This is a genomic window from Variovorax sp. KBS0712, from assembly GCF_006323185.2.
Taxonomy (GTDB): domain Bacteria; phylum Pseudomonadota; class Gammaproteobacteria; order Burkholderiales; family Burkholderiaceae_C; genus Variovorax; species Variovorax boronicumulans.
In genome coordinates this window covers 223,230-244,147 of record NZ_VCCD02000001.1, presented here as the reverse complement: position 1 = coordinate 244,147, position 20,918 = coordinate 223,230, and the positions used below count along the sequence as shown (strand labels likewise).

Sequence of the window (20,918 nt, the reverse complement as noted above, 5' to 3'; positions counted from 1 at the left end):
CGGAGCGGAGCGGTCGAGGGGTGATCAGCTGTCGATGCGGATGCCGGCGCGGCGGATGAGCGCGGTGGTCGACACGATCTCTTCGCGCACCTGCTGCGCGAAGGCCTGCTGCGGCATCGGTGCGGCGTCGGCGCCGAGCTTGTCCAGGCGTGCGCGCACCTCGCTGGTCTTCAGGGCGCGCACGGTCTCGGCATGCAGGTGCGCCACGGTGCGCTCCGGTGTCCTGGCGGCCACGAACATGCCGACCCAGAACAGGTGGTCCGCGTCGCCGAAGCCGCTTTCGGCGGTGGTCGGCACCTGCGGCAGCAGCGGTGAACGCTTCGGTGCGCCGATGGCCAGCGCGGCGAGCTTGCCGCCTTGCACCAGCGGGGCGGCCAGCGCCAGCGGCGCCAGGAACCAGTCGAGCCGCCCGCCCATAAGGTCGGTGAGCGCCTGCGGCGTGCCTCGGTATGGGATGTGTGCGACCTCGATGCCCGTCGCGATGCGGAATTTCTCGCCCGCGATGTGCGAGGCGCTGCCGCTGCCCGACGAGCCGTACACGAACTTCTGCGGGCCGGCCTTCACCTTGCGCACGAGGTCCTGCAGCGAAGTGAAGCCGCGGTCCGGCGGAACGACCAGCACGTTGGGCATCGATGCCAGCATGGTGACCGGTGTGAAGTCGTTCAGCGTGTCGTACTTGAGTCCGGGGTAGAGCGCGGCGTTGGCCACATGGCCGGTCGAGTGGATCAGCACCGTGTGGCCGTCGGCCGCGGCATTGACCACCGCGCTGGCGCCGAGCGTGCCGCCCGCACCGGGGCGGTTGTCGACCACGCAGGGCTGCCCGAGGGACTGCTGCAGCCGCTCGCCGACGATGCGGCCTACCACGTCGGTGGTCGATCCGGCGGTGAAGGGAATGACCAGCTTCACGGGCTGGCTCGGGTAGGCGGACTGCGCGAAGAGCGTGGCGGGAAGGCTGGCGATGCCGCCTGCGGCTGCCGTGAGGCGAAGCAATGTCCTGCGATGGATGTCCATCGTTGTCTCCTTGTTGTTCGTGGGGAAGGGCCTGCCTGCGGGCAGGCCCCGAAGTGATGCGCGGGGCGCTCAGGGCGCCAGCACCAGACGCTCCATCGAGCCTTCGAGCACCTGCAGGTAGGCTTGGCGCGCGCGGTCCAGCGGCAGCACCGAGCCGTCGTTCACGTCGAAGCCCTGCAGGCTGCCGTCCTCGAAGCCGGGCAGCAGCGTGCGAAACACATCCGCGCACTGGCTGGCCGTGAGCTTCAGGCTGTCCACGCCGAGCATGTGCAGATCGCGGCGGTAGAACGCCATGATGTCGAAGGGCACGTTGCGGTCGGGCGTGGAGATCAGGATCTGCGTGCCACCCACCTTGAGTGCGCCGAGCGCCGCAGCGAAGTAGGGCGAGCCGACGGTGTTGTAAGCAATGTCCACGCCCCGGCCGTCGGTCATCGACAGCACGGCCTGCGCGATGTCGTCGCGCAGGCCGTCGATCACTTCGACCTGTCCGCTCGCATGGCCTGAGTACCGGGTGGTGCCGCGTTCGACGCCGATCACGCGCGCACCGGCACGCGTGGCCAGCTGCACGGTGGCTTGGCCGACCTTGCCGTTCGATCCCAGCACCAGCACGGTCTGGCCAGGGCCTGCAAGGTGGGCCCGGCGTAGGCCTTCGTAGGCCGTGACGAAGGGCACGCCCACCGTGGCCGCCGAAGCCATGGCGATGCGCTCGGGTTTGGCGACGAGTGCTGCCACGGGCAGCACGAGATAACGCGCATGCGTGCCGTCGCGCGTGATACCGAGGTCACCGCCGGTGCCCCAGACGGCGCGGCCGATCCATTCCGACGGGCCGGCGACCACGCGCCCGGCGTAGTCGCGGCCCGGCGTGCGGGGCCAGATGGCGTACGGCATCATGCCCAGCGCCGCCTTGACGTCGCTCGGGTTGATCGCCGCGGCAAGGACTTCGACGATGGCGCAGCCGGCCGGTGTCTCGGGTTGTGCGATGTCGACCAGGTCGGGGTTCAGTGCCTCGGGGCTCGGGGCCTTGGCGCTGAGGCGAAGGGCGCGCGGTGGTGTGCTCATGGTGCGATGTCTCGTGGTGCGAAGTGAAGGGAAGGAAATGCGTGTGTGTGCGCGTTCAGGGCAGCGGCGGCGTGGGCAGGCGCGTTTCGCCGGGCTCCAGCCGCAGTTCGAAGTCGAGGTGGAAGTGGCCCGCGCTGTCGGGCTCGAAGTCGCGCAGCAGCGAGCCGACCGCGCCGAAGGCCGCGTCGCTGTAGGCGTACGGATCGCGTGCATCGAAGATCTGCGTCGTCAGCACCTTGTGCCCGGGCGCGATGGCGATGAAGTGCAAGTGCGCCGGTCGCATGTGGCTGCGGTTCTGCAGTGCGAGCAGTTCGCCGCACGGGCCGTCGGTGGGCACGCCGTAGCCCGAGGGCTGCACGCTCTCGAACCAGAAGCGGCCGTCGGCATCGGTCTCGAAGACGGCGCGCAGGTTCATGTCTTCCTGCTCGGGGTCCTGGTTTTCGTACAGCCCGCTCGGCGCCGCCTGCCAGGTCTCGATGCGGGCACCGGCGATAGGCGTGCCGTCCAGCGACAGCACGCGGCCTTTCACGTGCAGCGTCGCGCCGGCCGTGTCGTCGGTCGCAATGCGCACGCCGTTGGGCCGCACCGGCTGGTTCGCGCGCCAGAAGGGACCGATGAGCGCCGGCTCGGTGCCGCCCGCGGCGAGCACGGCCTTGGCGTCCATCAGCAGCACCAGCGTGGCCAGGCCGAGGATGTCGGCGAGCAGGATGCCTTCGTGCTTGCGCGGGCCCGTGGCCTGGCCGATGCGCACCATGAAGTCCAGGCCTTTGAAGAGCTCTTCATAGGTCAGCGTCACTTCCGAGGCGAAGGCGTGCAGGTGACGGATCATCGCGTCGAGCACGGTGCGGGTGCGTGCGTCGTGCGTCCCCCGGTTGGCGTCCAGCACGGCCTGCAGCAGCGCCTGGGCATTGGCGGGAATCGAGCGCTGGGCGGGCGGTGCCTCGGTGTCCGTGGGGGTCTCGGCGACAGAAATCATGGGAAGTCCTGGAGAGTGAAGAAAACGAAATCGGCACAGCGCCGCCCGGCACGCATCGGCGCACCGCTGGGGCTGAAGGGGCGTGGGGCCGGCTAGTCGGCGCGGATGCGCGCGCGGGTGGCGACGGCGGTCCAGCGCGGCACGTCTTCGGCGACGCGCGCGGCGAGGTCGGCGGGCAGGCTCGCGACCGTCTCGAAACCGAGCTCGCGCGTCTGGCGCTGCACCTCATCGAGCGCCAGGATGCGCCGCACCTCGGTGTGCAGTCGCTCGATGGCGGCTGTGGGCGTGCCCGCCGGCGCGAACAGCGCCTGCATGGTCTCGGAGCGGTAGCCGGCAAAGCCGGACTCCGCCACCGTCGGTACCTGCGGCAGTTCGGCCCAACGTGCGCGGCTGCCGACAGCCAGCACGCGCAACGTGCCCGCCGCGATGTGGGCCTTGGCCGCCGGCAGTGCGGTCAATGCGCAATCGACCTGTCCGCCGAGCACGGCCTGCACGGCGGGGGCCGCGCCGTTGTAGGGCACGTGCAGCAGTTCGATACCGGCGCGCTGCCACAGCAGCTCGCCGCCCAGGTGCACGCTGTTGCCCTTGCCCGGCGTCGAGTAGGTGAGCGCGCCCGGCCGGCGCTTGGCGGCGTCGATCAGGGCCGACAGGCTGGTGAGCGGGCTCGCGGCCGGCACCACGATCACGTCGGGTGAACTGACGGCGAGCGACACCGGTGCGAACTGGCGCAGCGGGTCATACGGGGGCTTGTCGGCGAACAGGGCCGGGTTGGTCACGAAGGCGGACGACACCAGCAGCAGCGTCTGGCCGTCGGGTGCGGCGCGCGCCACCGAGGCGATGCCGATGTTGCCGCCGGCGCCCACGCGGTTGTCGACGAGCACCGGTTGGCCCAGTGCTTGCGCGAGCCGCACGGCCACGATGCGCGCGATGATGTCCGAGGTGCCGCCGGCGGCAAACGGAACGACGATGCGCACGGGGCCCTTGGGGCTCCAGGCCGGCTGGGCGCGGACAAGGCCGGCGCCCAGCGCCGCGAGCGTCGCGACGAGGGCGTGTCGCCGGCTCATGCCGTGGGCCACGCCGCATGTCGGCATGCGGCGTGCGGCCTGGAAGTCGTGGGGGATCGTCATTTTTTGTCTCCTCGGGTGGTGCCTATGAGCCTTGCGCAGTTCGGGCGGTCGGCGCGGCGACTACTTTGTTTCTGGCACCGTCTCCTTGATGTAGCCGTCGGTTCCGTAGACCAGGCCGGTGGCCTCTGCAGCCCTGACGACATCCTCGTGCCAGGCGATGCGTCCGCATTCTTCGTCGGTTCCACCGACGACCGAATACACCACCAGCGCGTGATCGTTCGGATTGCGGAAACCGCGCATCACGCCGATGGGGCACGAGATCACGTCCCACTGGTTGAGCATCACGGAGTACTGGCCCTTCTCGCCCCAGATGACCTCCATCTGCCCGTTCAGCGGACAGAAGACTTCCTCGGTCTTGTGTGCGTGAAGGCTGGCACCCTGGCCAACCGGGATTTCGATGAAGGTCACGCCGAAGCGGTGGTTGCCTGGAATTGCCGGCTGGACGCCTTTGTTCTCCAGGACGCCGCGGTTCATGATCTTGTAGATGTTCTTCTTCATCCCCGGCAGCCGGCTCTCGATGAAGGTCTCGCCGTAGGGCGCGACCTTGCCCCAGCGGGCGATGCGGGTGGATTCCATTTCCTGGAGGGTGGGGTCCATGTCTATTCCTTGATGCGATGAGGTTCGGATTCGTCGAAAAAGCAGCGGTCTACGTTCTGCGAGGCCCACTGTAGGCAACGGTCTTTCATGCGTCCATTACCATTTTTCGAGCGATTCGATAACATTTCGGTATGAGGCGTCCGGTGACCCTCGGCCGCGCTTGCGGCAACGACCTGGAACCCCCGCATGGACCTGCGACAGCTTCGGTATTTCGTGGTGCTCGCCACGCAGCAGCACTACGGCCGCGCCTCCGCCGTGCTGCATGTGGCGCAGCCGGCGTTGAGCCGGCAGATCCGCCTGCTCGAGGAAGAACTGGGCGTGCGCCTGTTCGAGCGGCACGCGCGCGGCGCGACACCGACCGAGGAGGCCGTGTTCCTCATGGAGCGCGCGTCGTTCCTGCTGCGCTATGCCGAGCAGATGAAGCAGGACATGACGGCCCGCCAGCGCGACCCGCGCGGGCCGGTGGCCATCGGCCTGTCGCCCGCGCTCGCGTTGCTGCTCGCGGTGCCGCTGGCGCGCGCGGTGCGCGAGCAGTTTCCCGATGTGCGGCTGCGCATCGTCGAGGGCTTCTCGCAGTCGCTGCTGGGCATGCTGGAGCAGGGGGCCGTCGACGTCGCGATCCTCAACGGCCCGATGCAGCTGGCCAACGTGCTGGCCACGCCGCTCATGACCGAGTCGCTGTGCCTCATCGGCCGCACCGACGACACGCGGCTGATGCGCATGACGAAGATCAAGCTGCCCCGGCTGGCGGGCCTGCCGCTGGTGATGACGGGCGTGTCCAAGTCGGGCGTGCGGCTCGAGTTGGAAGCGGCGGCGGCGCGCGCGGGCGTGGTGCTGAACCCTGTGGTCGAGGTCGAGACCTTGAGCGTGGCGGCCCGCCTGGTGGAAGAGGGCCTGGGCCTCACGGTGCACTTCGCGGCGGTCGTGCAGGACGAGATCGAGGCCGGCCGGCTGGTCGCGATTCCCATCGAGGGGCTGCGACTGCGCCGCGTGCTGGCCCGCGCCTCCGACCGGCCGCCGTCGCGCGCGACCGAAGTGCTCATCGACATCCTGCGCGCCGTGGTGCAGGAGCGCGTGGATGCGGGGCGCTGGCCTCACGCGGTGCTGGACCGCTGAGCGCGCCAGAATGCTCGCTTGTCAACAGGAGCACACCCATGAGCCACACCGCAACGATCGTCTCCACCGACGTCAATTTCAACCACCGCATCCAGGTCGGCAAGTTCCAGCTTGTGGCGGACGAGCCGGCGTCGCTGGGCGGGCAGGGCGCGGGGCCGGCGCCCTACGACTACTACCTGGCCGCGCTGTCCGCCTGCACCGCGATCACGCTGCGGATGTACGCCCAGCGCAAGGGCTGGGAGCTGGGCGAGTTCAAGGCCGAGTTGAGCTTCACGAAAGACGCGGACGGCAAGGCGCACATCCACCGTGTGCTGCATGCTAGCGGCCCGCTGACCGATGCGCAGTGGAGCCGGCTGCTCGAGGTGGTGGCCAACACGCCCGTCACGAAGACGATGCGCGAAGGCGCCGAGATCACGAGCGAGCGTGGGGTGGCGGCGGCCTGATCCAGGCCGCAGGCGCGGCGCTGTTCAGCGCCGCGAGATCACGCGAACGACCGGTTCGCTGTGCACGCGGAAGCCCATGCGTTCATAGATGCGCCGCGCACCCGCGTTGCCCTGCATCACATGCAGCACCGGCACTTCGCCGCGCTGCATCTGCTGCGCCACCAAGCGCGTGACGAGCCGCTTCGCATAGCCCTTGCCCTGCGCATCGGGGTGCGTGCAGACACCGCTGATCTCGCGCAGCGTGCTGGCGGCCATGCGTTCGCCGGCCATCGCCACGAGCCGGCCGTTGTCGTCGAAGCAGCCGAAGTACTCGCCGAGTTCGATGGTCCGCGTAGAGAAGGGCCCGGGGCGCGTCAGGTCGGCCAGGGCCAGCACTTGTTCTATATCTGCTGCGTCGAGCCGGACCACATCAGGAAGCGTGTCGGCCACGGGCGCAGGCGCGTCCCAGATCATCTTCACGATGACCGATTCCATGTCGACCTGCCAGGTGGTCGGCGCGGGGGCCGACCAGCCGATGGCATAGAAGTGCTCGTCCGGCGTGCAGAAAGGCAGCAGCGCGTCGAGGTCGGGATGCAATGCGTCGGCAAAGCCGACGATGGGGGAGAAGCCTGTGGCGTAGCGGCGTGCGGTCGATGTGCCGGCGGCAAAAGACGCATGCGGGCCCGAGAGGGCGTGCCAGGTGAGGTTGGTGAGGAGGTCTGTCATGGGAAGGATTCTTGCGGTCTGACAGGGACCGTTTTGCGCCGACCGTTGTTGTGGGGGCGGCGCCTCCTCGTCGGTGACGAGGAGGTGTGTCGCGTCGCACGGCGAGGGCAAGCTCGCCGGCGTCAGCGACTCAGTGCATCAGCACTTCATGGCCGTGGCTTGTGCGGCGAAGGCGTCGGAAGCAGCCTTGCATGCAGCGCCGAGTTGGGCGGCGTTGGCGCCGTAGCTGGCCCAGGTGGCCTTGGTCTGCTCGAGGCTGCCCTTGAGCGCGTCGGCGGCGGCACCGCTTTGCTTGCCCACGCAGGCGCTCACCTTGTCCAGGTACTCCTGGCATTCCTTGGGCACGTCGGCCGATGCCGTCGTGGTGGCTGCAGGCGCTGCAGCAGCCGGTGCGCTGGCGGCCGGTGCGGGTGCCGGCGTGGCCGGTGCGGTGGCAGCAGGTGCTGCGGGTGCGGCCGGCGCTGCGGGCGTGGACTCTTGCTTGGAGCAGGCGGTGATGGCAGCAGCCACGACGATGAGTGCGAGCAGTTTGTTCATTTTTTCTTACATGAGCGAGTTGGATGATGTGCCACGCCTCGTGTCCTCCGGCGCGCAGTGCGCACACCAGGAACGCAAGATTCGGGGCCGGAACAGTATCACCGCGCCCTGTGCAACAGACCCCTGTGAAGGCAGGAATCGGGGGGCTGCAGATGCTCCAAAAACGTAACAATTATCTTGAATCGTTAAATATTGCCGGGTTAAGCAGTCGAAGCTGCGCGGGCGTACACAGGGGGCGTGATGGCCCGCCGAACCGGGTGCTCGACCGGCCTCGCATCTGCAAGCGGATGTTGTTGATTCTTTCGAATTACATCGAGGCGACGAGGCCGCGCGAAGTTTCCTGAAGGCGCGCTGCGGTCCATTTCCGGAGTCGGCCGAGCGGCCTGTCGTGCCTCTTCAGCGGTCACGCACATGGTTACAACCCCGTGCCGCAGACCCGCTCCTCGCAGCGCGCGGCAGCCGGCAGGACATGGCCGGACGGGGCCAGGTTCCCGGTCGATCGAATTGCCGCCGAACCCGTGGCTTGTGCATTGCATCAATTAATTCTTATGGCAAAGGTTCTCATTGCAGGATGGCATGCACATGCTCTTTCAGTTGTGAATCGGTTGCGATGAATTGAGGCGTTGGCGCGCCATTCATGACGAGCGAGTTCTTTGCCATCAAGGAATAGGGAATTCCCGCCCCGATTTTCTACGGAATCCCGTAGTTGAAAATCGGAAATAAATCTGGTAATTAAATCGGGCGAAATTTGCAAAGGCTTCGATCGCCTTGCTGTCGAGAGAGGATCGCCTTGTGCGGAGAGGAATACGGCGATGGATATGCCTCACATATGAGCCGGCGAATGGCTCACTATGAGCGGGTAACAATTAATTTCAAATTGAGAGGAGAAGCAAAGGAAGCCGTTGTTTTTGCGATTTTTTGACGGTATTGGCTCGAAAAGATAGAACGTTAATGGTGGACACATTTGCATATTTGTCGTCACACTTTGAGCCATGCCAAGGTCTCAATCGCCCCAATTCCTTCGCCCACGCGCGCATCGATTTGCGCTGGAAAGCCGGCAGCTATTTGATGGCGCCGCTTTTGTGGAGGCCGCCGCGGCGGCACCGGCGGACGCGCCGCAGGGCCCGCACGGGGATGCGCCGCATGCCGCCGACGCGCCAGCGCCCGTTGCCGTGCCGCATGGGCGCGACAGCACGCCCGAAGCGGACGCGCGATCCGCGCCTGGCCCGGCCCCGGCCTCGTCCGGCGAGGTCTACGTGGTCGACAAGAACGTTGCCAATTGGCAGCAGCTCGCGGCCTCGGTGCCGCAGGGCGCCGGCCCGATCCTGCTGGACACCGGCTCGTCCGGCGTCGAGCAGCTGCGCCAGGCGCTCGAAGGGCGCAGCGGCCTCACGGCGCTGCACATCCTCAGCCACGGCAGCGCGGGCGAGATCACGCTGGGCAACGAGACGCTCGGTGTCGCCAGCCTGGCGCAGTCGGCCGGCGCCTGGCAGGCGATCGGTGCGAGCCTCGACGTGAACGGCGACATCCTGCTCTACGGGTGCGACGTGGGGGCCGACGGGCAGCAGTTCGCGCAGGCCCTGAGCCGTGCGACCGGCGCGGACGTTGCAGCGTCGAACGACGCCACCGGCGCGGCGTCGCGCCGGGGCGACTGGTCGCTCGAAGTCGCGACCGGCCTCATCGAGTCGCGCGCCTTCGCCGCCACCGACTACGACGGCCTGCTGGCCGCGCCGACCGTTTCGACGACCACGCCGCGCATCACGGTCAGCGAGCCCAGCACGCTCAACGCGCCGGGCGCCGACCGCGCCACGCTCAGCGGCTGGACGTTCACCGACGACGGCGCGGGCAACGTCACGGTCGACGTGACCGTCGAGAACCCCGCGCTGGGCGCGCTGTCCAGCGCCAGCATGAGCGGCGTCACCACCGTGCCCGGCGGCTACCGCTTCGTCGGCAGCGTGGCCGACGCCAACGCCTGGATCAACCAGCTGGTGTTCACCGCCGCCGACACCGAGCTGGGCAACGCCACGGCCACCACGCGCATCCTGGTGTCGATCACCGATTCGGAAACGCCGGCGCTCACCGCCAACCGCGCGCTCGACGTGACGATCACGCCGTCGAACGACCCGACCACGGTGGCCGACGCGGCGCAGACGGTCTCCGAGGGCGGCACCACGCTGCTGACCGGCACCACGCTCGACGCCGTCGACCCCGAGGTGACGATCGGTTCGCAGAACACCGGCCAGATCGTCTACGGCATCGCGACCAACACCACGCACGGCTACCTCACGCTCAACGGCGAACGCATCGGCGTGGGTTCGGTCTTCACGCAGGCCGACGTGCTCGCGGGCCGCGTCGCCTACGTGCACACGGCCACCGGCGCGGACCAGAACCTGGACGACAGCTTCGTCATCGTGGTCAACGACGGCGCCACGCCGCTGGCCGGCTCCGACCACGCCACCATCACGCTGAACGTCACGCCGCTGAACCAGCCGCCCGTGGTCTCGGGCGGGGGCAGCGTCTTCGAAGGGCAGCCGCCCAACGCCATCGATACCAGCGGCAACCCGGCCTCGGTGGTGGGCAACTTCATCGTCGCCGACGGCGGCGGCGACGACGCCAGCGGCGACCTCACGGTGCGGCTGACCAGCCTGCCCACCGACGGCACGCTGTACTTCACGGGCACGGTGCTGATCGGCGGCGTGCCCCAGAACGTCACCAACCGCGCGATCACGCAGGCCGACATCGACGCCGGCTTCGTGTTCGGCTACGACGACCGCGGCGGCCTCACCTACGGCAACAACGGCCAGCGCGACAACAACGGACAGAGCTACCCGTTCACCGACGGCTTCGGCGTCACGGTGAGCGACGCCGGCGGCGGCACGGGCACGCCGTCGTCCACCTCGGGCACCATCGCCATCAACGTGCGCCCGGCCAACGACGACCCGGTGCTCGACCCCGGCAGCACGCTCGAGGCGACCGTCGATCCGGCGGGCGGTGGCTACACCGTGACGCTCACGCCCGGCATGCTCGGCGCGACCGACGTCGATTCGAGCGACGACAACCTGACCTTCGCCGTCACCTCGATGAACGGCCTGAACCAGGGCTACCTGCTGCTGGACGGGAAGATCCTGCCGCCGGGCGGCACCTTCACCATGGAGGACGTGCGTTCGGGCCGCGTGCAGTACGTGCAGACGCAGGGCGCGGCGGCGGGCGACACCGACACCTTCAGCTTCCAGGTGGTCGACAACACGCTTGGCCCGACCTGGGACGCGAACGGCAACACCGTGATCCGCGAGGGCGCCGACCGCAACCCCGACGGCACGCTGAAGACCTACGAGTTCACGATCAACCTCGTCGAAACCCCGGCGGGCAACGGCGATCCGCTGCAGACCATCGACGGCACCGTCACCACCTCGGGCTCCAACCACGCGGGCACCGACCAGAACGGCGCCACGCGCGGCACGCTCAGCGAAGGCGGCTCGGTGGTGCTGGGCGGCACCGGCTCCGACTTCAACACCGTGCCGGGCCTGAGCTACGTGGTCGAAGGCGTGCCGCCGTCGCAGGTGATCTACACGGTCACCGACTACACCGGCACCACGGGGCCGGTGCGCAACGGCGTGCTGCAGCGCTTCGACGGCGCGGCCTGGGTCGACATCGACACCTACGAGACCTTCACGCAGGAAGACCTGAATGCCGGGCGCATCCGCTTCCAGCACGACGGCGACGTGGAAGACTTCGAGTCGGCCGTGTCGCTCTCGGTGACGGCCGGCGTCGCCGTCGGCGGCGTGCGCAACGTCTGGAACACCAGCTTCTCGTTCTTCATCACGCCGGTCAACGACGTGCCCGTGGCCACCGGTTCGTCGAACACGGTCATCCGCGAAGGCGAGACCGCCTACCTCACGACCGGCCAGATCCGCGTCGTCGATGCCGACGACGCCGCGAGCGAAAGCTACCTCGAAGGCTCGGCCACGCTGCTGAACGGCGACCCGAACTACGCCTTCAACAACGCCGGCAGCGGGCCGGGCGCGATGCAGTTCGAGTTCGACAGCCTGCCCACCGGCGGCCAGCTGCAGTACTGGAACGGCGCCGCCTGGGTGGCCGTGACCGTCGGGCAGCGCATCGATGCGTCGCTCATCACCGGCAGCGCCGGCACCACGGGCCTGCGCTTCGTGAGCGACGGCTCCGAGGTGCGCACCACCCAGTTCAACGTGCATGCCGTGGACCGCTGGGGTGCCGCGTCGAACCCCGTCACCGTCGGCATCCAGATCACCAACGTCAACGACGCGCCGGTGATCGCGCCCGACCCGACGCAGCCCGACCCGCCCGGCACCGCCAACCAGCCGCTGACCGTGGCCGAGGGCGGGCGCGGCCAGATCACGCCGGGCATGCTCAGGGCCTTCGACCCCGACAGCACGCTCACGCAGCTGCAGTACACGATCACCTCCGTCACCACGCACGGGCGCGTCATGTACTCGACCGACGGCGTCAACTTCGTGGCGCTGGGCGTGGGCTCCTCGTTCACGCAGGCCGACGTGAACGCCGGGCGCATCTACTATTTCAATTCGGGTGACGAATCCGACGGCCATACCGAAGCCAACGGCGATCCGCCGAGCGACCGCTTCACCTTCACGCTGAGCGACGGCGACAAGGAACAGGCCGGCGGCCAGTTCTGGATCTACGTCACGCCGCTGAACGACGCGCCCACGGTGACCGCGCCGGCCGGGCCGATCGACATCGACAGCAGCAACCCGGCGCACAACCCCGTGCCCGGCTTCCACGTGGGCGACACCGACCTGGACGCGGTGATCCAGGGCGAGACCGACTTCGTCCAGGTGACGGTGCGGCTGCTGGACGCCAACGGCAACCCGCTGAATGCCGCAGCCTACGCGGGCGCCACCATCGGCTCGAGCTCGATGGGCGGCGTGACCGTCGACGCCGACAAGAACGGCAACGGCGACTTCCTCACGCTGCGCGGCACGCGCGCCCAGGTGAACGCCGCGCTGGCCGGCCTGACGCTCACCTTCGACACCGACCGCGACCAGGCCTACCGGCTGCAGGTGATCGTGGACGACCGCCTGCGCGACACCGCCACCGGCGTGCTGCAGCCCGGCGCCAACGGCGGTCCGCAGAACGAGCCGAGCGTGCCGGGCGGGCCGAACATCGCGATCCCGACCACCGAGTACGACTGGTACGCCGACACGGTGCCCACCACCGGCGACATCACGGGCAACATCGCGGCGGCCTCGGTGCTGGTGCGCGCGTCGAGCGAGAACGACCCGGGCGTGCTGGTCGTGCCGCCCGCGCACACGGTCTACGAAGACCAGCCGACCTACATCGGCGCGGGCTTCGTGGTGTCCGACCCCGAGTCGGCCGCCTTCGGCACGCCCATCACGCTGCGACTGACCGTGCCCAACGGCACGCTGGGCATCGGCGGCACCGGCGGGCAGACGAGTTTCACGCTGCCCAGCGGGCGCGTCGTGACCATCGCCGGCGACAACACCGGCGCGCTCACGCTCACCGGGCGCGCCAGCGACATCCAGGAGCTGATCACCAGCGGCGCCGCCACGGGCCTGACCTACCGCAGCGCCACCCACGTCAACCACGACCTCAACGGCGCCGACGCCGGCGACGTGACGCTCACCGTCTCCTTCGACGACACCGGCTCGCAGATCGGCGGCGACACGGGCGGGGGCAGCGTGTCGAACAACCCGCCCGACATGACGATGGCGCTGACCATCGTGGCGGTCAACGACGCGCCGACGGCCGGGCTCACGCCGGGCACCAACCCGAACACGCCGCTGTACCTGACGGGCGGCAGCACGCCGTCGGCCGTGCCGGGCTTCGTCGTGCGCGACCTGGACATCGACGGCGACGGCGGCGGCATCGCGCCCGGCGAAGCCGATTTCCTGCAGGTCACCGTGCGCATCACCAACGGCACGGGCGCGCCGCTGGGCGCGGCGCAGTACACGGACGGCGGCGGCGACGCCATCACCATCACCTCGAGCAATGCAGCCGGCTCGGGCGTGACCATCGACAGCACCTTCGACGGCACCGGCAGCGCGCTCGTCATCCGCGGCACGCGCGCGCAGGTGCAGGCCTACCTCGACGGCCTGCAGGTGGCGCTGGGCGGCAGCCTGGCCAACACCGACCAGACCTACCGCGTGCAGGTCGTCGTGGACGACCGCCTGCGCGAGAACAGCAGCGGCGCGCTGGCGGGCGGCGCCAACGGCGGCGAGAACAACAACGCGAGCGGCGGCACGGTGGCGGTGCCCACCACCAACGTCAACCCCTACGCGCTGATCCCCGCGGGGCTGACGGCCAACGTGGCCTCGGCCTACCGCACGCTGTTCCCGTCGTCGATCAACGACCCGGCCCACATCGCGGCCGGCAACCCGACGGTGGACGAGGGCAACGGCAGCGTCACGCTGACCGGCCTCACGGTCACCGACCAGGACGCGGCCGCCACCGACGTGCTGACGGCCACGGTGTCGGTGCCCCCGGGCTTCGTCATCAACGGCGTGGGCGGCAGCGGCGGCTCGGTCGGCCCGTTGGGCGGCGCCAGCATCACCATCACCGGCACGCTGGCGCAGATCAACAGCCGCATCAACGCCATCTCGATCGCGCTGCCCGACGCCCCCGGTGCCGCGCTGCCGGCCGACTGGAACGGCGCCTTCACCGTGACCGTGGTGGTCAACGACGAGGGCCACACCGGCGGGCGTCCGGGCAGCCTGGCGCCTGGCGACAACAGCACGACCGGCACCTTCGCCTACGCGGACGGGGTCGGCAACCGCCTGGTCACCACGCGCACCTTCGTCTTCACGGTGGCGCCGGTCAACGACGCGCCGGTGGTGGTGGGCGGCACCACCCAGACGCTGCCGAACGTCACCGAGGACGTGGGCAACAACGCGGCCGGCTCCCCCGTGGGCACCCTGTTCGGCTCGCACTTCGACGACGCCGCCGACCTGATCGACAACAGCGGCAACGGTGGCACCGGCGGCAGTTCGTCCGACACCTTCTTCGGGGTCGCGATCACGGGCCACGTCCCGGACCCCGCGCAGGGGGCCTGGCAGTACTCGCTGGACAACGGCACCACCTGGCTTCCCGTCGGCGCGCGCACCGACGGCACGGCCCTGGTGCTGGCCGCCGACGCGCAGCTGCGCTTCGTGCCGGCCGCCAACTTCCACGGCACGCCCACCACGCTGACCGTGCGGCTGGTCGAGACCGACACCAACAACGACAGCGCCACGGCCGACCCCACCTCGGGCTCGACGGTCAACGTGGCGGGTGCCAACAACGGCGGCACCACCGTCTACAGCGCCGGCACCATCGTGCTCAGCACCACGGTGATCAACGTGAACGACCGGCCCACCGCTACCGACGCGACCGTGCCCGCCGGCGTCGAGGACGTGACGGGTGCCGGTGTGCGCGTCGACACGCTGCTGGGCGGCGGCTACGGCGACGCGACCGACAACCAGACGGCCATCAGCGGCGGCGGCGATGCATCGACCTCGTTCGGCGGCATCGCCATCGTGGGCAACAACGCCAATGCCGCGCAGGGTGTGTGGGAGTACAGCCTGAACGGCACCGACTGGCTCGCCGTGCCGACGGGCGCCTCCGACACCAGCGCCTTGCTGCTGCCCACCAGCGCGCAGCTGCGCTTCGTGCCGGCGGCCGACTTCAACGGCACGCCCGGCGGGCTGGTCGTGCGCGTGTCCGATGCGCCGGTGGCGGCGGGCAGTGGCGACATCAGCGCCACCGTCAACGACGCCACCAGCCAGTGGTCGGTGCTGCGCAACGTGTCGACCACCATCGCGCCGCGCAACGACGCACCCGTGATCGGCGGCACCACCGGCGCGACCGCGGTGGAGAACAACCAGACCGGCACCGGCGTCAGCATTCCGCCCGTGGCGCTGGTCAGCGGCGGCACCGTCGGCGACCTCGACCTGGCGACCACGCCCGGCCTGGCCGCCGGCGTGTTCGGCGCGGGCTCGCTCAGCGTGAGCCTGGACGGCTACCAGCCGGGCGACCAGCTGTTCGTCAACGGCGCGCTGCCTCCGGGCGTCAGCGTCTCGGGCGGCAACGGCGCGCCGCTGGTGGTGCAGTTCGACGCCGACACCACCGTGGCCGAGGTGCGGGCGGTGCTCGACCAGCTGTCCTACCGCAGCAGCAGCGACAACCCGACGGCGTTCGGCACCGACAACGAGCGCGTCTACTCCATCGTGCTCAACGACGGCAACAACGTGCAGCCCGGCGGCAACGCGGGCGGCCCGCAGCCGCTGAACAGCAACGTGCTCACCGGCACGCTCACGATCACCGCCGTGAACGACCCGCCGACCGCGGTCGACGACACGCACAGCATCGACGAAGACACGCCCTCGGTGGGCAGTAACGTCATCAGCGGGCGCATTCCAGGCGAGGCCGACCACGACCCAGACAGCACCACGCTCACGGTCACCAGCATCCGCACCGGCCCCGAGGCCGGCGCCGGCACGGCCGGCACGCTGGGTAGCGCGCTCACCGGCACCCACGGCCAGATCGTGCTGAACGCCGACGGCAGCTACACCTACACGCTGGACAACACCGACCCGCGCGTGCAGGCGCTGATCGCCGGCGAGACGCTCACCGACCTGTTCACCTACGTCATCTCCGACGGCGCGGGCGGCACCGACATCGCGCAGATCACCATCACGATCCGCGGCGCCAGCAACGACGTGCCGGGCGTCACGGTGACCGACGCCAACGGCAACGCGACCGGCCAGGTGACGGTGCACGAGTCGGGCCTGACGAGCGTGGGCGACACGAGCGAAACGGCGGGCGCTGGCTTCAATATCGCGGCGGCCGACGGCGTGGCGAGCATCAACGTGGGCGGCACGATGGTGACGCTGGCGCAGCTGCAGGCACTCACGCCGGGCGCACCGATCACGATCAACACGCCCGACGGCCAGATCCGCCTCACGGGCTTCAGCGGCACCACGCTGCCCAACGGCGTCGTGACCGGCGGCACGGTCAGCTACACCTACACGCTGACCTCGGCGCAGAACCACAGCGCGGGCGAAGTGACCGAGGCGGTGGCGCTGAGCGTGACCGACCGCGACGGCGACGTGGCCAGCGGCACGCTCACGGTGCTGATCGTGAACGACGTGCCCACCGCGAACCCCGACACGAACAGCGTCACCGAAGACACCGCGCCGAACCCCGTGAGCGGCAACGTGAAGACCAACGACCGCGAGGGCGCGGACACGGCCGCGCCGGTGACGGGCGTGAGCTTCGGCGGCACGGCCGGCACCGTGGGCAGCGCGCTGGACACGGAATACGGTTCCATCGTGCTGAACGCCGACGGCAGCTACAGCTACACGCTGGACAACAGCGACCCGCGCGTCAACGCGCTGAAGGACGGCGAGACGCTCACGGACACGGTGAGCTACACCCTCACCGACGCCGACGGCGACACCTCGACCACCACGCTGACGATCACCATCCACGGCCGCACCGACGCCAGCCCCGAGATCGTGCCGGTGGACGGCAACGGCGCGGCCACGGGCCAGACCGAGGTTTACGAGCGCGGGCTGGTCGACGGTCCGGGCGGCCCCGATGCGCGCGAGAACGGCAGCGGCGTCGTCACGGTGTCGGCGGCCGACGGCCTGCAGAACGTCACCGTGGGCGGTCGCACGCTGACGCTGGCCGAGCTGGCCAACCTGGGCACCACGCCGGTCGTCATCACGACGCCGCTGGGCACGCTCACGCTGACGGGCTTCACGGCCACCGCCTCGGTGGGCGGCGTGCCCACGGCGGGCAACCTGGCCTACACCTACACGCTGCGCGCGCAGGTGCCGCAGCCGGGCGCGACCGAGAGCACCGAAGCCATCGCCCTGCAGGTGACCGACGCCGGCGGCGCCACGGCCACGGGCACGCTCACCGTGCGCATCGTGGACGACGTGCCGCAGGCCACCGACGACACGGCCGCCATCACCGAGGACGCCGCGCCGAACACGGTGTCGGGCAACGTGGCGAGCAACGACACCATCGGCGCGGACGATTTCAACGTGGAGCCGGTCACGGGCGTCAGCTTCGGCGGCGCGGCCGGCACCGTGGGCGCGTCGATCACCACGACCTACGGCGCCATCGTGCTGAACGCCGATGGCAGCTACACCTACACGCTGAACAACGCCGACGCGCGCGTGCAGGCGCTGTCGGTCGGCGAGACGCTGACCGAGCAGGTGCGCTACACGATCACCGATGCCGACGGCGACACCAGCACCGCCACGCTCACGATCACCATCCGCGGCGCCAACGACCTGCCGGGCATCGCCGTCACCGACGCCAACGGCGCGGCGACCGGGCAGGTCACGGTGTTCGAGTCGGGCCTGGTGAGCATCACCGACACGGGCGAGCGCGCCGCCAGCAGCTTCAACATCACTGCGGCGGATGGCGTGGCCAGCATCAATGTCGGCGGCACGGTGGTGACGCTGGCGCAGCTGCAGGCGCTCACGCCGGGCGCGCCGATCACGATCAACACGCCCGACGGCCAGATCCAGCTGACGGGCTTCAGCGGCACCACGCTGTCCAACGGCATCGTGACCGGCGGCGCGGTCAGCTACACCTACACGCTGGGCGCTGCGCAGAGCCATCGCTCCGGCGGCGTGCTGACCGAAGTGACCGAGCAGATCGCGCTGTCGGTGACCGACCGCGACGGCGACGTGGCCAACGGCACGCTCACCGTGCTCATCGTGAACGACACGCCGCAGGCCACCGACGACACGGCCGCCATCACCGAGGACGCGGTGCCCGACACGGTGAGCGGCAACGTGAAGGCCAACGACCGCGACGGCGCGGACAACGGCAACGGCGTGCCGGTGACGGGCGTGAGCTTCGGCGGCGCGGCCGGCACGGTGGGCGTGTCGCTCACGACCACGTATGGGGCCATCGTGCTGAACGCCGACGGCAGCTACACCTACACGCTGGACAACGACAACGCCGCCGTCAACGCGCTCAAGACCAACGAGCAGCTGACCGAGACGGTGCGCTACACGATCACCGATGCCGACGGCGACACCAGCACCGCCACGCTCACGATCACCATCCACGGCCGCCTGGACGGCGACCCGGCCATCGGCGCCGTGGACGGCAACGGCGCGGCCACGGGGCAGGCCGAGGTGCACGAGCGCGGGCTGGTCGACGGCATCGGCGGCCCCGACACCCGCGAGCGCACCACCGGCACCATCGTGGTCTCGGCGAGCGACGGCATGCGCAGCGTCACCGTGGGCAATCGCACGCTGACGCTGGCCGAGTTGGCGAACCTGGGCACGACGCCGGTCACCATCGACACGCCGCGCGGCACGCTGGTGCTCACCGGCTTCACGCCCACCAGTTCGGTAGGCGGCGTGCCGACGACGGGCGAGCTGGCCTACACCTACACGCTGGACGGGCAGGTGGCGCAGCCGAACGCCACCGAGAGCACGGAAGACATTGCGCTGCTCGTGACCGACGCCGGCGGCGACACGGCCACGGGCACGCTCACCGTGCGCATCGTGGACGACGTGCCCGAGGCCGTGAACGACACCAACGCCATCACCGAGGACGGCGTGCCGAACACGGTGGGCGGCGACGTGAAGGCCAACGACACCATCGGCGCGGACGACGCCAACGGCGTGCCGGTGACGGGCGTGAGCTTCGGCGGCGTGGCCGGCGCGGTGGGCGTGCCGATCACCACCACCTACGGGCGCATCGTGCTGAACGCCGACGGCAGCTACACCTACACGCTAAACAACGCCGACCCGCGCGTGCAGGCGCTGGTCGTGGGCGACACGCTGACCGAGGTGGTGAGCTACACGATCATCGACAACGACGGCGACACCAGCACCGCCACGCTGACCCTCACCATCCACGGCGCCAACGACGGCGTGACGCTGGTGATCGGCGACAACAACGGCCCCGACACGGCCGGGCAGGCCACCGTGTACGAGCGCGGCCTGGTCGAGCCGGGCGACGCGAGCGAGACGGTCTCGGGCAGCTTCTTCGTCACCGCGTCCGACGGCCTGGGCAGCATCGCGGTGCACGGCACCACGCTCACGCCGGCGCAGCTGGCCGCGCTCGGCACCAGCCCGGTCACCATCGCCACCGACCGCGGGCGCATCACGCTCACCGGCTTCGATGCGGCCACGGGCACCGTGCGCTACACCTACGTGCTGGGCGCCGCGCAGAGCCACGCGGGCGGGCAGGTCACCGACGACATCGCGCTGCAGGTGACCGACCGCGACGGCGACACCACGCAGGGCACGTTGCGCGTGCTGGTGATCGACGACGTGCCCACGGCACGCAACGACGCCACCGCCATCGGCACCGCGCGCCCCGGCGCCACGGCCACCGGCAACGTGTTCGGCGGCAGCGGCATGGGCGCGAACGACGTGGCCGACCGCCTCGGCGCCGACAGCACGTCGACGCCGGTCACGGGTGTTTCTTTCGAGGGCGTGGCCGGCACCATCGGCGGATCGACGGCGGGCCGCTACGGCAACCTGCGCCTGAACGCCGACGGCAGCTACAGCTATTCGGTGAACGCCAGCAACGTGCGCGTGGCCTCGCTGGGCGACGGCCAGACGCTGACCGAGGTGTTCGACTACGTCATCACCGACGCCGACGGCAGCACCAGCACGGCGAAGCTGGTCGTCACGATCAACGGCACGTCGCAGCACCGGCCGCTCACGGGCGACCAGGTGTTCCCGGCGGACTTCGGCGACCCCAGCCGCCGCATCGACCAGTCGATGACGCCGGCGCTGTTCGTGCAGATCGCGGTGCAGGAATCGCAGCGCCTGAGCCAGATGCTGTCGGGCGCCATCGCCGCGCGCGCGCTGGGCGGCGACCGCCTCTTCGGCGAAGACCGTCCCACCGACCTGTGGGGCGAGCCGCAGGGCGTGGACTACGCCGAGCACGTGAGCCGCGACGGCGTGGCCTTCTCGCTGCGCATGGTGCGCGACGTGGAGCAGACGCTCGCGCTGCGCGGCGTCACGGCCGGCAAGCTGGTCGACGGCGCGAGCCCGCTGTTCGGCGACTTCGACAGCTTCTCGGCGCCGCAACAGCCGCCGCCCCCCGAAGTGCCCGAAGCACCCGCGCGCGAGGGCGGGCGCATCGTGGTGCCGCGCGCCGATGCGGCGCATCCGTCAGCCGAGGCGGCGCAGGCCGATGCGGCGCCGCCAGCCGGTGCCGCCGCGCCGGTGGCCACCGACACGGCGCGCTCGTTCTCCAGCCGCTTGGCCGTCGCCGCCGCGGAGCGCGACGCGGTGCGCGAGCTGCTGCGGCATCCGCAGCGCGCCACGCCCACCGTGCGCGTGCCCACGAGCTGATCGACGCAAAAAG

10 protein-coding genes are annotated in these 20,918 nt (G+C 70.0%); 3 read left to right on the top strand and 7 right to left on the bottom strand.

From position 1 onward, the window contains the following. Window positions 1-24: 24 nt before the first annotated feature. The 5 genes from FFI97_RS00985 to FFI97_RS00965 form a co-directional block, all read right to left on the bottom strand. A complete protein-coding gene (locus FFI97_RS00985) occupies window positions 25-1,011 on the bottom strand; it encodes a Bug family tripartite tricarboxylate transporter substrate binding protein (protein WP_260684872.1) in 987 nt (328 codons plus the stop codon). Between the two features lie 69 nt (window positions 1,012-1,080). Then, complete coding sequence (locus FFI97_RS00980) at window positions 1,081-2,070, bottom strand: zinc-binding alcohol dehydrogenase family protein (protein WP_139702355.1); 990 nt, start codon at window positions 2,068-2,070, stop codon at window positions 1,081-1,083. 55 nt (window positions 2,071-2,125) lie between these two features. Then, a complete protein-coding gene (locus FFI97_RS00975; RefSeq protein WP_139702356.1) occupies window positions 2,126-3,046 on the bottom strand; it encodes a dioxygenase in 921 nt (306 codons plus the stop codon). Between the two features lie 92 nt (window positions 3,047-3,138). Further along, window positions 3,139-4,173, bottom strand: a complete 1,035-nt coding sequence (locus FFI97_RS00970) for a tripartite tricarboxylate transporter substrate binding protein (protein WP_139702357.1) — start codon at window positions 4,171-4,173, stop codon at window positions 3,139-3,141. 60 nt (window positions 4,174-4,233) lie between these two features. Then, complete coding sequence (locus tag FFI97_RS00965; protein ID WP_070061211.1) at window positions 4,234-4,770, bottom strand: cupin; 537 nt, start codon at window positions 4,768-4,770, stop codon at window positions 4,234-4,236. Between the two features lie 186 nt (window positions 4,771-4,956). Here FFI97_RS00965 and FFI97_RS00960 point away from each other — a divergent pair, with 186 nt between their 5' ends. Both FFI97_RS00960 and FFI97_RS00955 read left to right on the top strand, forming a co-directional pair. Then, window positions 4,957-5,886: a LysR family transcriptional regulator gene (locus FFI97_RS00960; protein ID WP_062472012.1), complete on the top strand. Its 930-nt coding sequence runs from the start codon at window positions 4,957-4,959 to the stop codon at window positions 5,884-5,886. A 38-nt stretch (window positions 5,887-5,924) separates the two neighbouring features. Beyond that, a complete protein-coding gene (locus FFI97_RS00955; RefSeq protein WP_139702358.1) occupies window positions 5,925-6,329 on the top strand; it encodes an OsmC family protein in 405 nt (134 codons plus the stop codon). A gap of 24 nt (window positions 6,330-6,353) precedes the next feature. Here the strand turns inward: FFI97_RS00955 and FFI97_RS00950 are convergent, their stop codons facing one another. Together FFI97_RS00950 and FFI97_RS00945 are read right to left on the bottom strand one after the other, a co-directional pair. Then, on the bottom strand, window positions 6,354-7,034 hold the full coding sequence (locus FFI97_RS00950; RefSeq protein ID WP_139702359.1) for a GNAT family N-acetyltransferase: 681 nt from the start codon (window positions 7,032-7,034) through the stop codon (window positions 6,354-6,356). Window positions 7,035-7,172: 138 nt separating this feature from the next. Beyond that, window positions 7,173-7,571, bottom strand: a complete 399-nt coding sequence (locus tag FFI97_RS00945) for a hypothetical protein (RefSeq protein WP_139702360.1) — start codon at window positions 7,569-7,571, stop codon at window positions 7,173-7,175. 1,082 nt (window positions 7,572-8,653) lie between these two features. Here FFI97_RS00945 and FFI97_RS00940 point away from each other — a divergent pair. Then, window positions 8,654-20,905, top strand: coding sequence for a VCBS domain-containing protein (locus FFI97_RS00940; protein ID WP_144004331.1), 12,252 nt, complete (start codon window positions 8,654-8,656; stop codon window positions 20,903-20,905). The last annotated feature ends 13 nt before the right edge of the window (window positions 20,906-20,918 follow it).

What these genes read in the sequence shown, in the direction of transcription:
- FFI97_RS00985 (WP_260684872.1), bottom strand. Translation starts at nt 1,011, where the DNA reads ATGGACATCCATCGCAGGACATTGCTTCGCCTCACGGCAGCCGCAGGC.
- FFI97_RS00980 (WP_139702355.1), bottom strand. Translation starts at nt 2,070, where the DNA reads ATGAGCACACCACCGCGCGCCCTTCGCCTCAGCGCCAAGGCCCCGAGC.
- FFI97_RS00975 (WP_139702356.1), bottom strand. Translation starts at nt 3,046, where the DNA reads ATGATTTCTGTCGCCGAGACCCCCACGGACACCGAGGCACCGCCCGCC.
- FFI97_RS00970 (WP_139702357.1), bottom strand. Translation starts at nt 4,173, where the DNA reads ATGACGATCCCCCACGACTTCCAGGCCGCACGCCGCATGCCGACATGC.
- FFI97_RS00965 (WP_070061211.1), bottom strand. Translation starts at nt 4,770, where the DNA reads ATGGACCCCACCCTCCAGGAAATGGAATCCACCCGCATCGCCCGCTGG.
- FFI97_RS00960 (WP_062472012.1), top strand. Translation starts at nt 4,957, where the DNA reads ATGGACCTGCGACAGCTTCGGTATTTCGTGGTGCTCGCCACGCAGCAG.
- FFI97_RS00955 (WP_139702358.1), top strand. Translation starts at nt 5,925, where the DNA reads ATGAGCCACACCGCAACGATCGTCTCCACCGACGTCAATTTCAACCAC.
- FFI97_RS00950 (WP_139702359.1), bottom strand. Translation starts at nt 7,034, where the DNA reads ATGACAGACCTCCTCACCAACCTCACCTGGCACGCCCTCTCGGGCCCG.
- FFI97_RS00945 (WP_139702360.1), bottom strand. Translation starts at nt 7,571, where the DNA reads ATGAACAAACTGCTCGCACTCATCGTCGTGGCTGCTGCCATCACCGCC.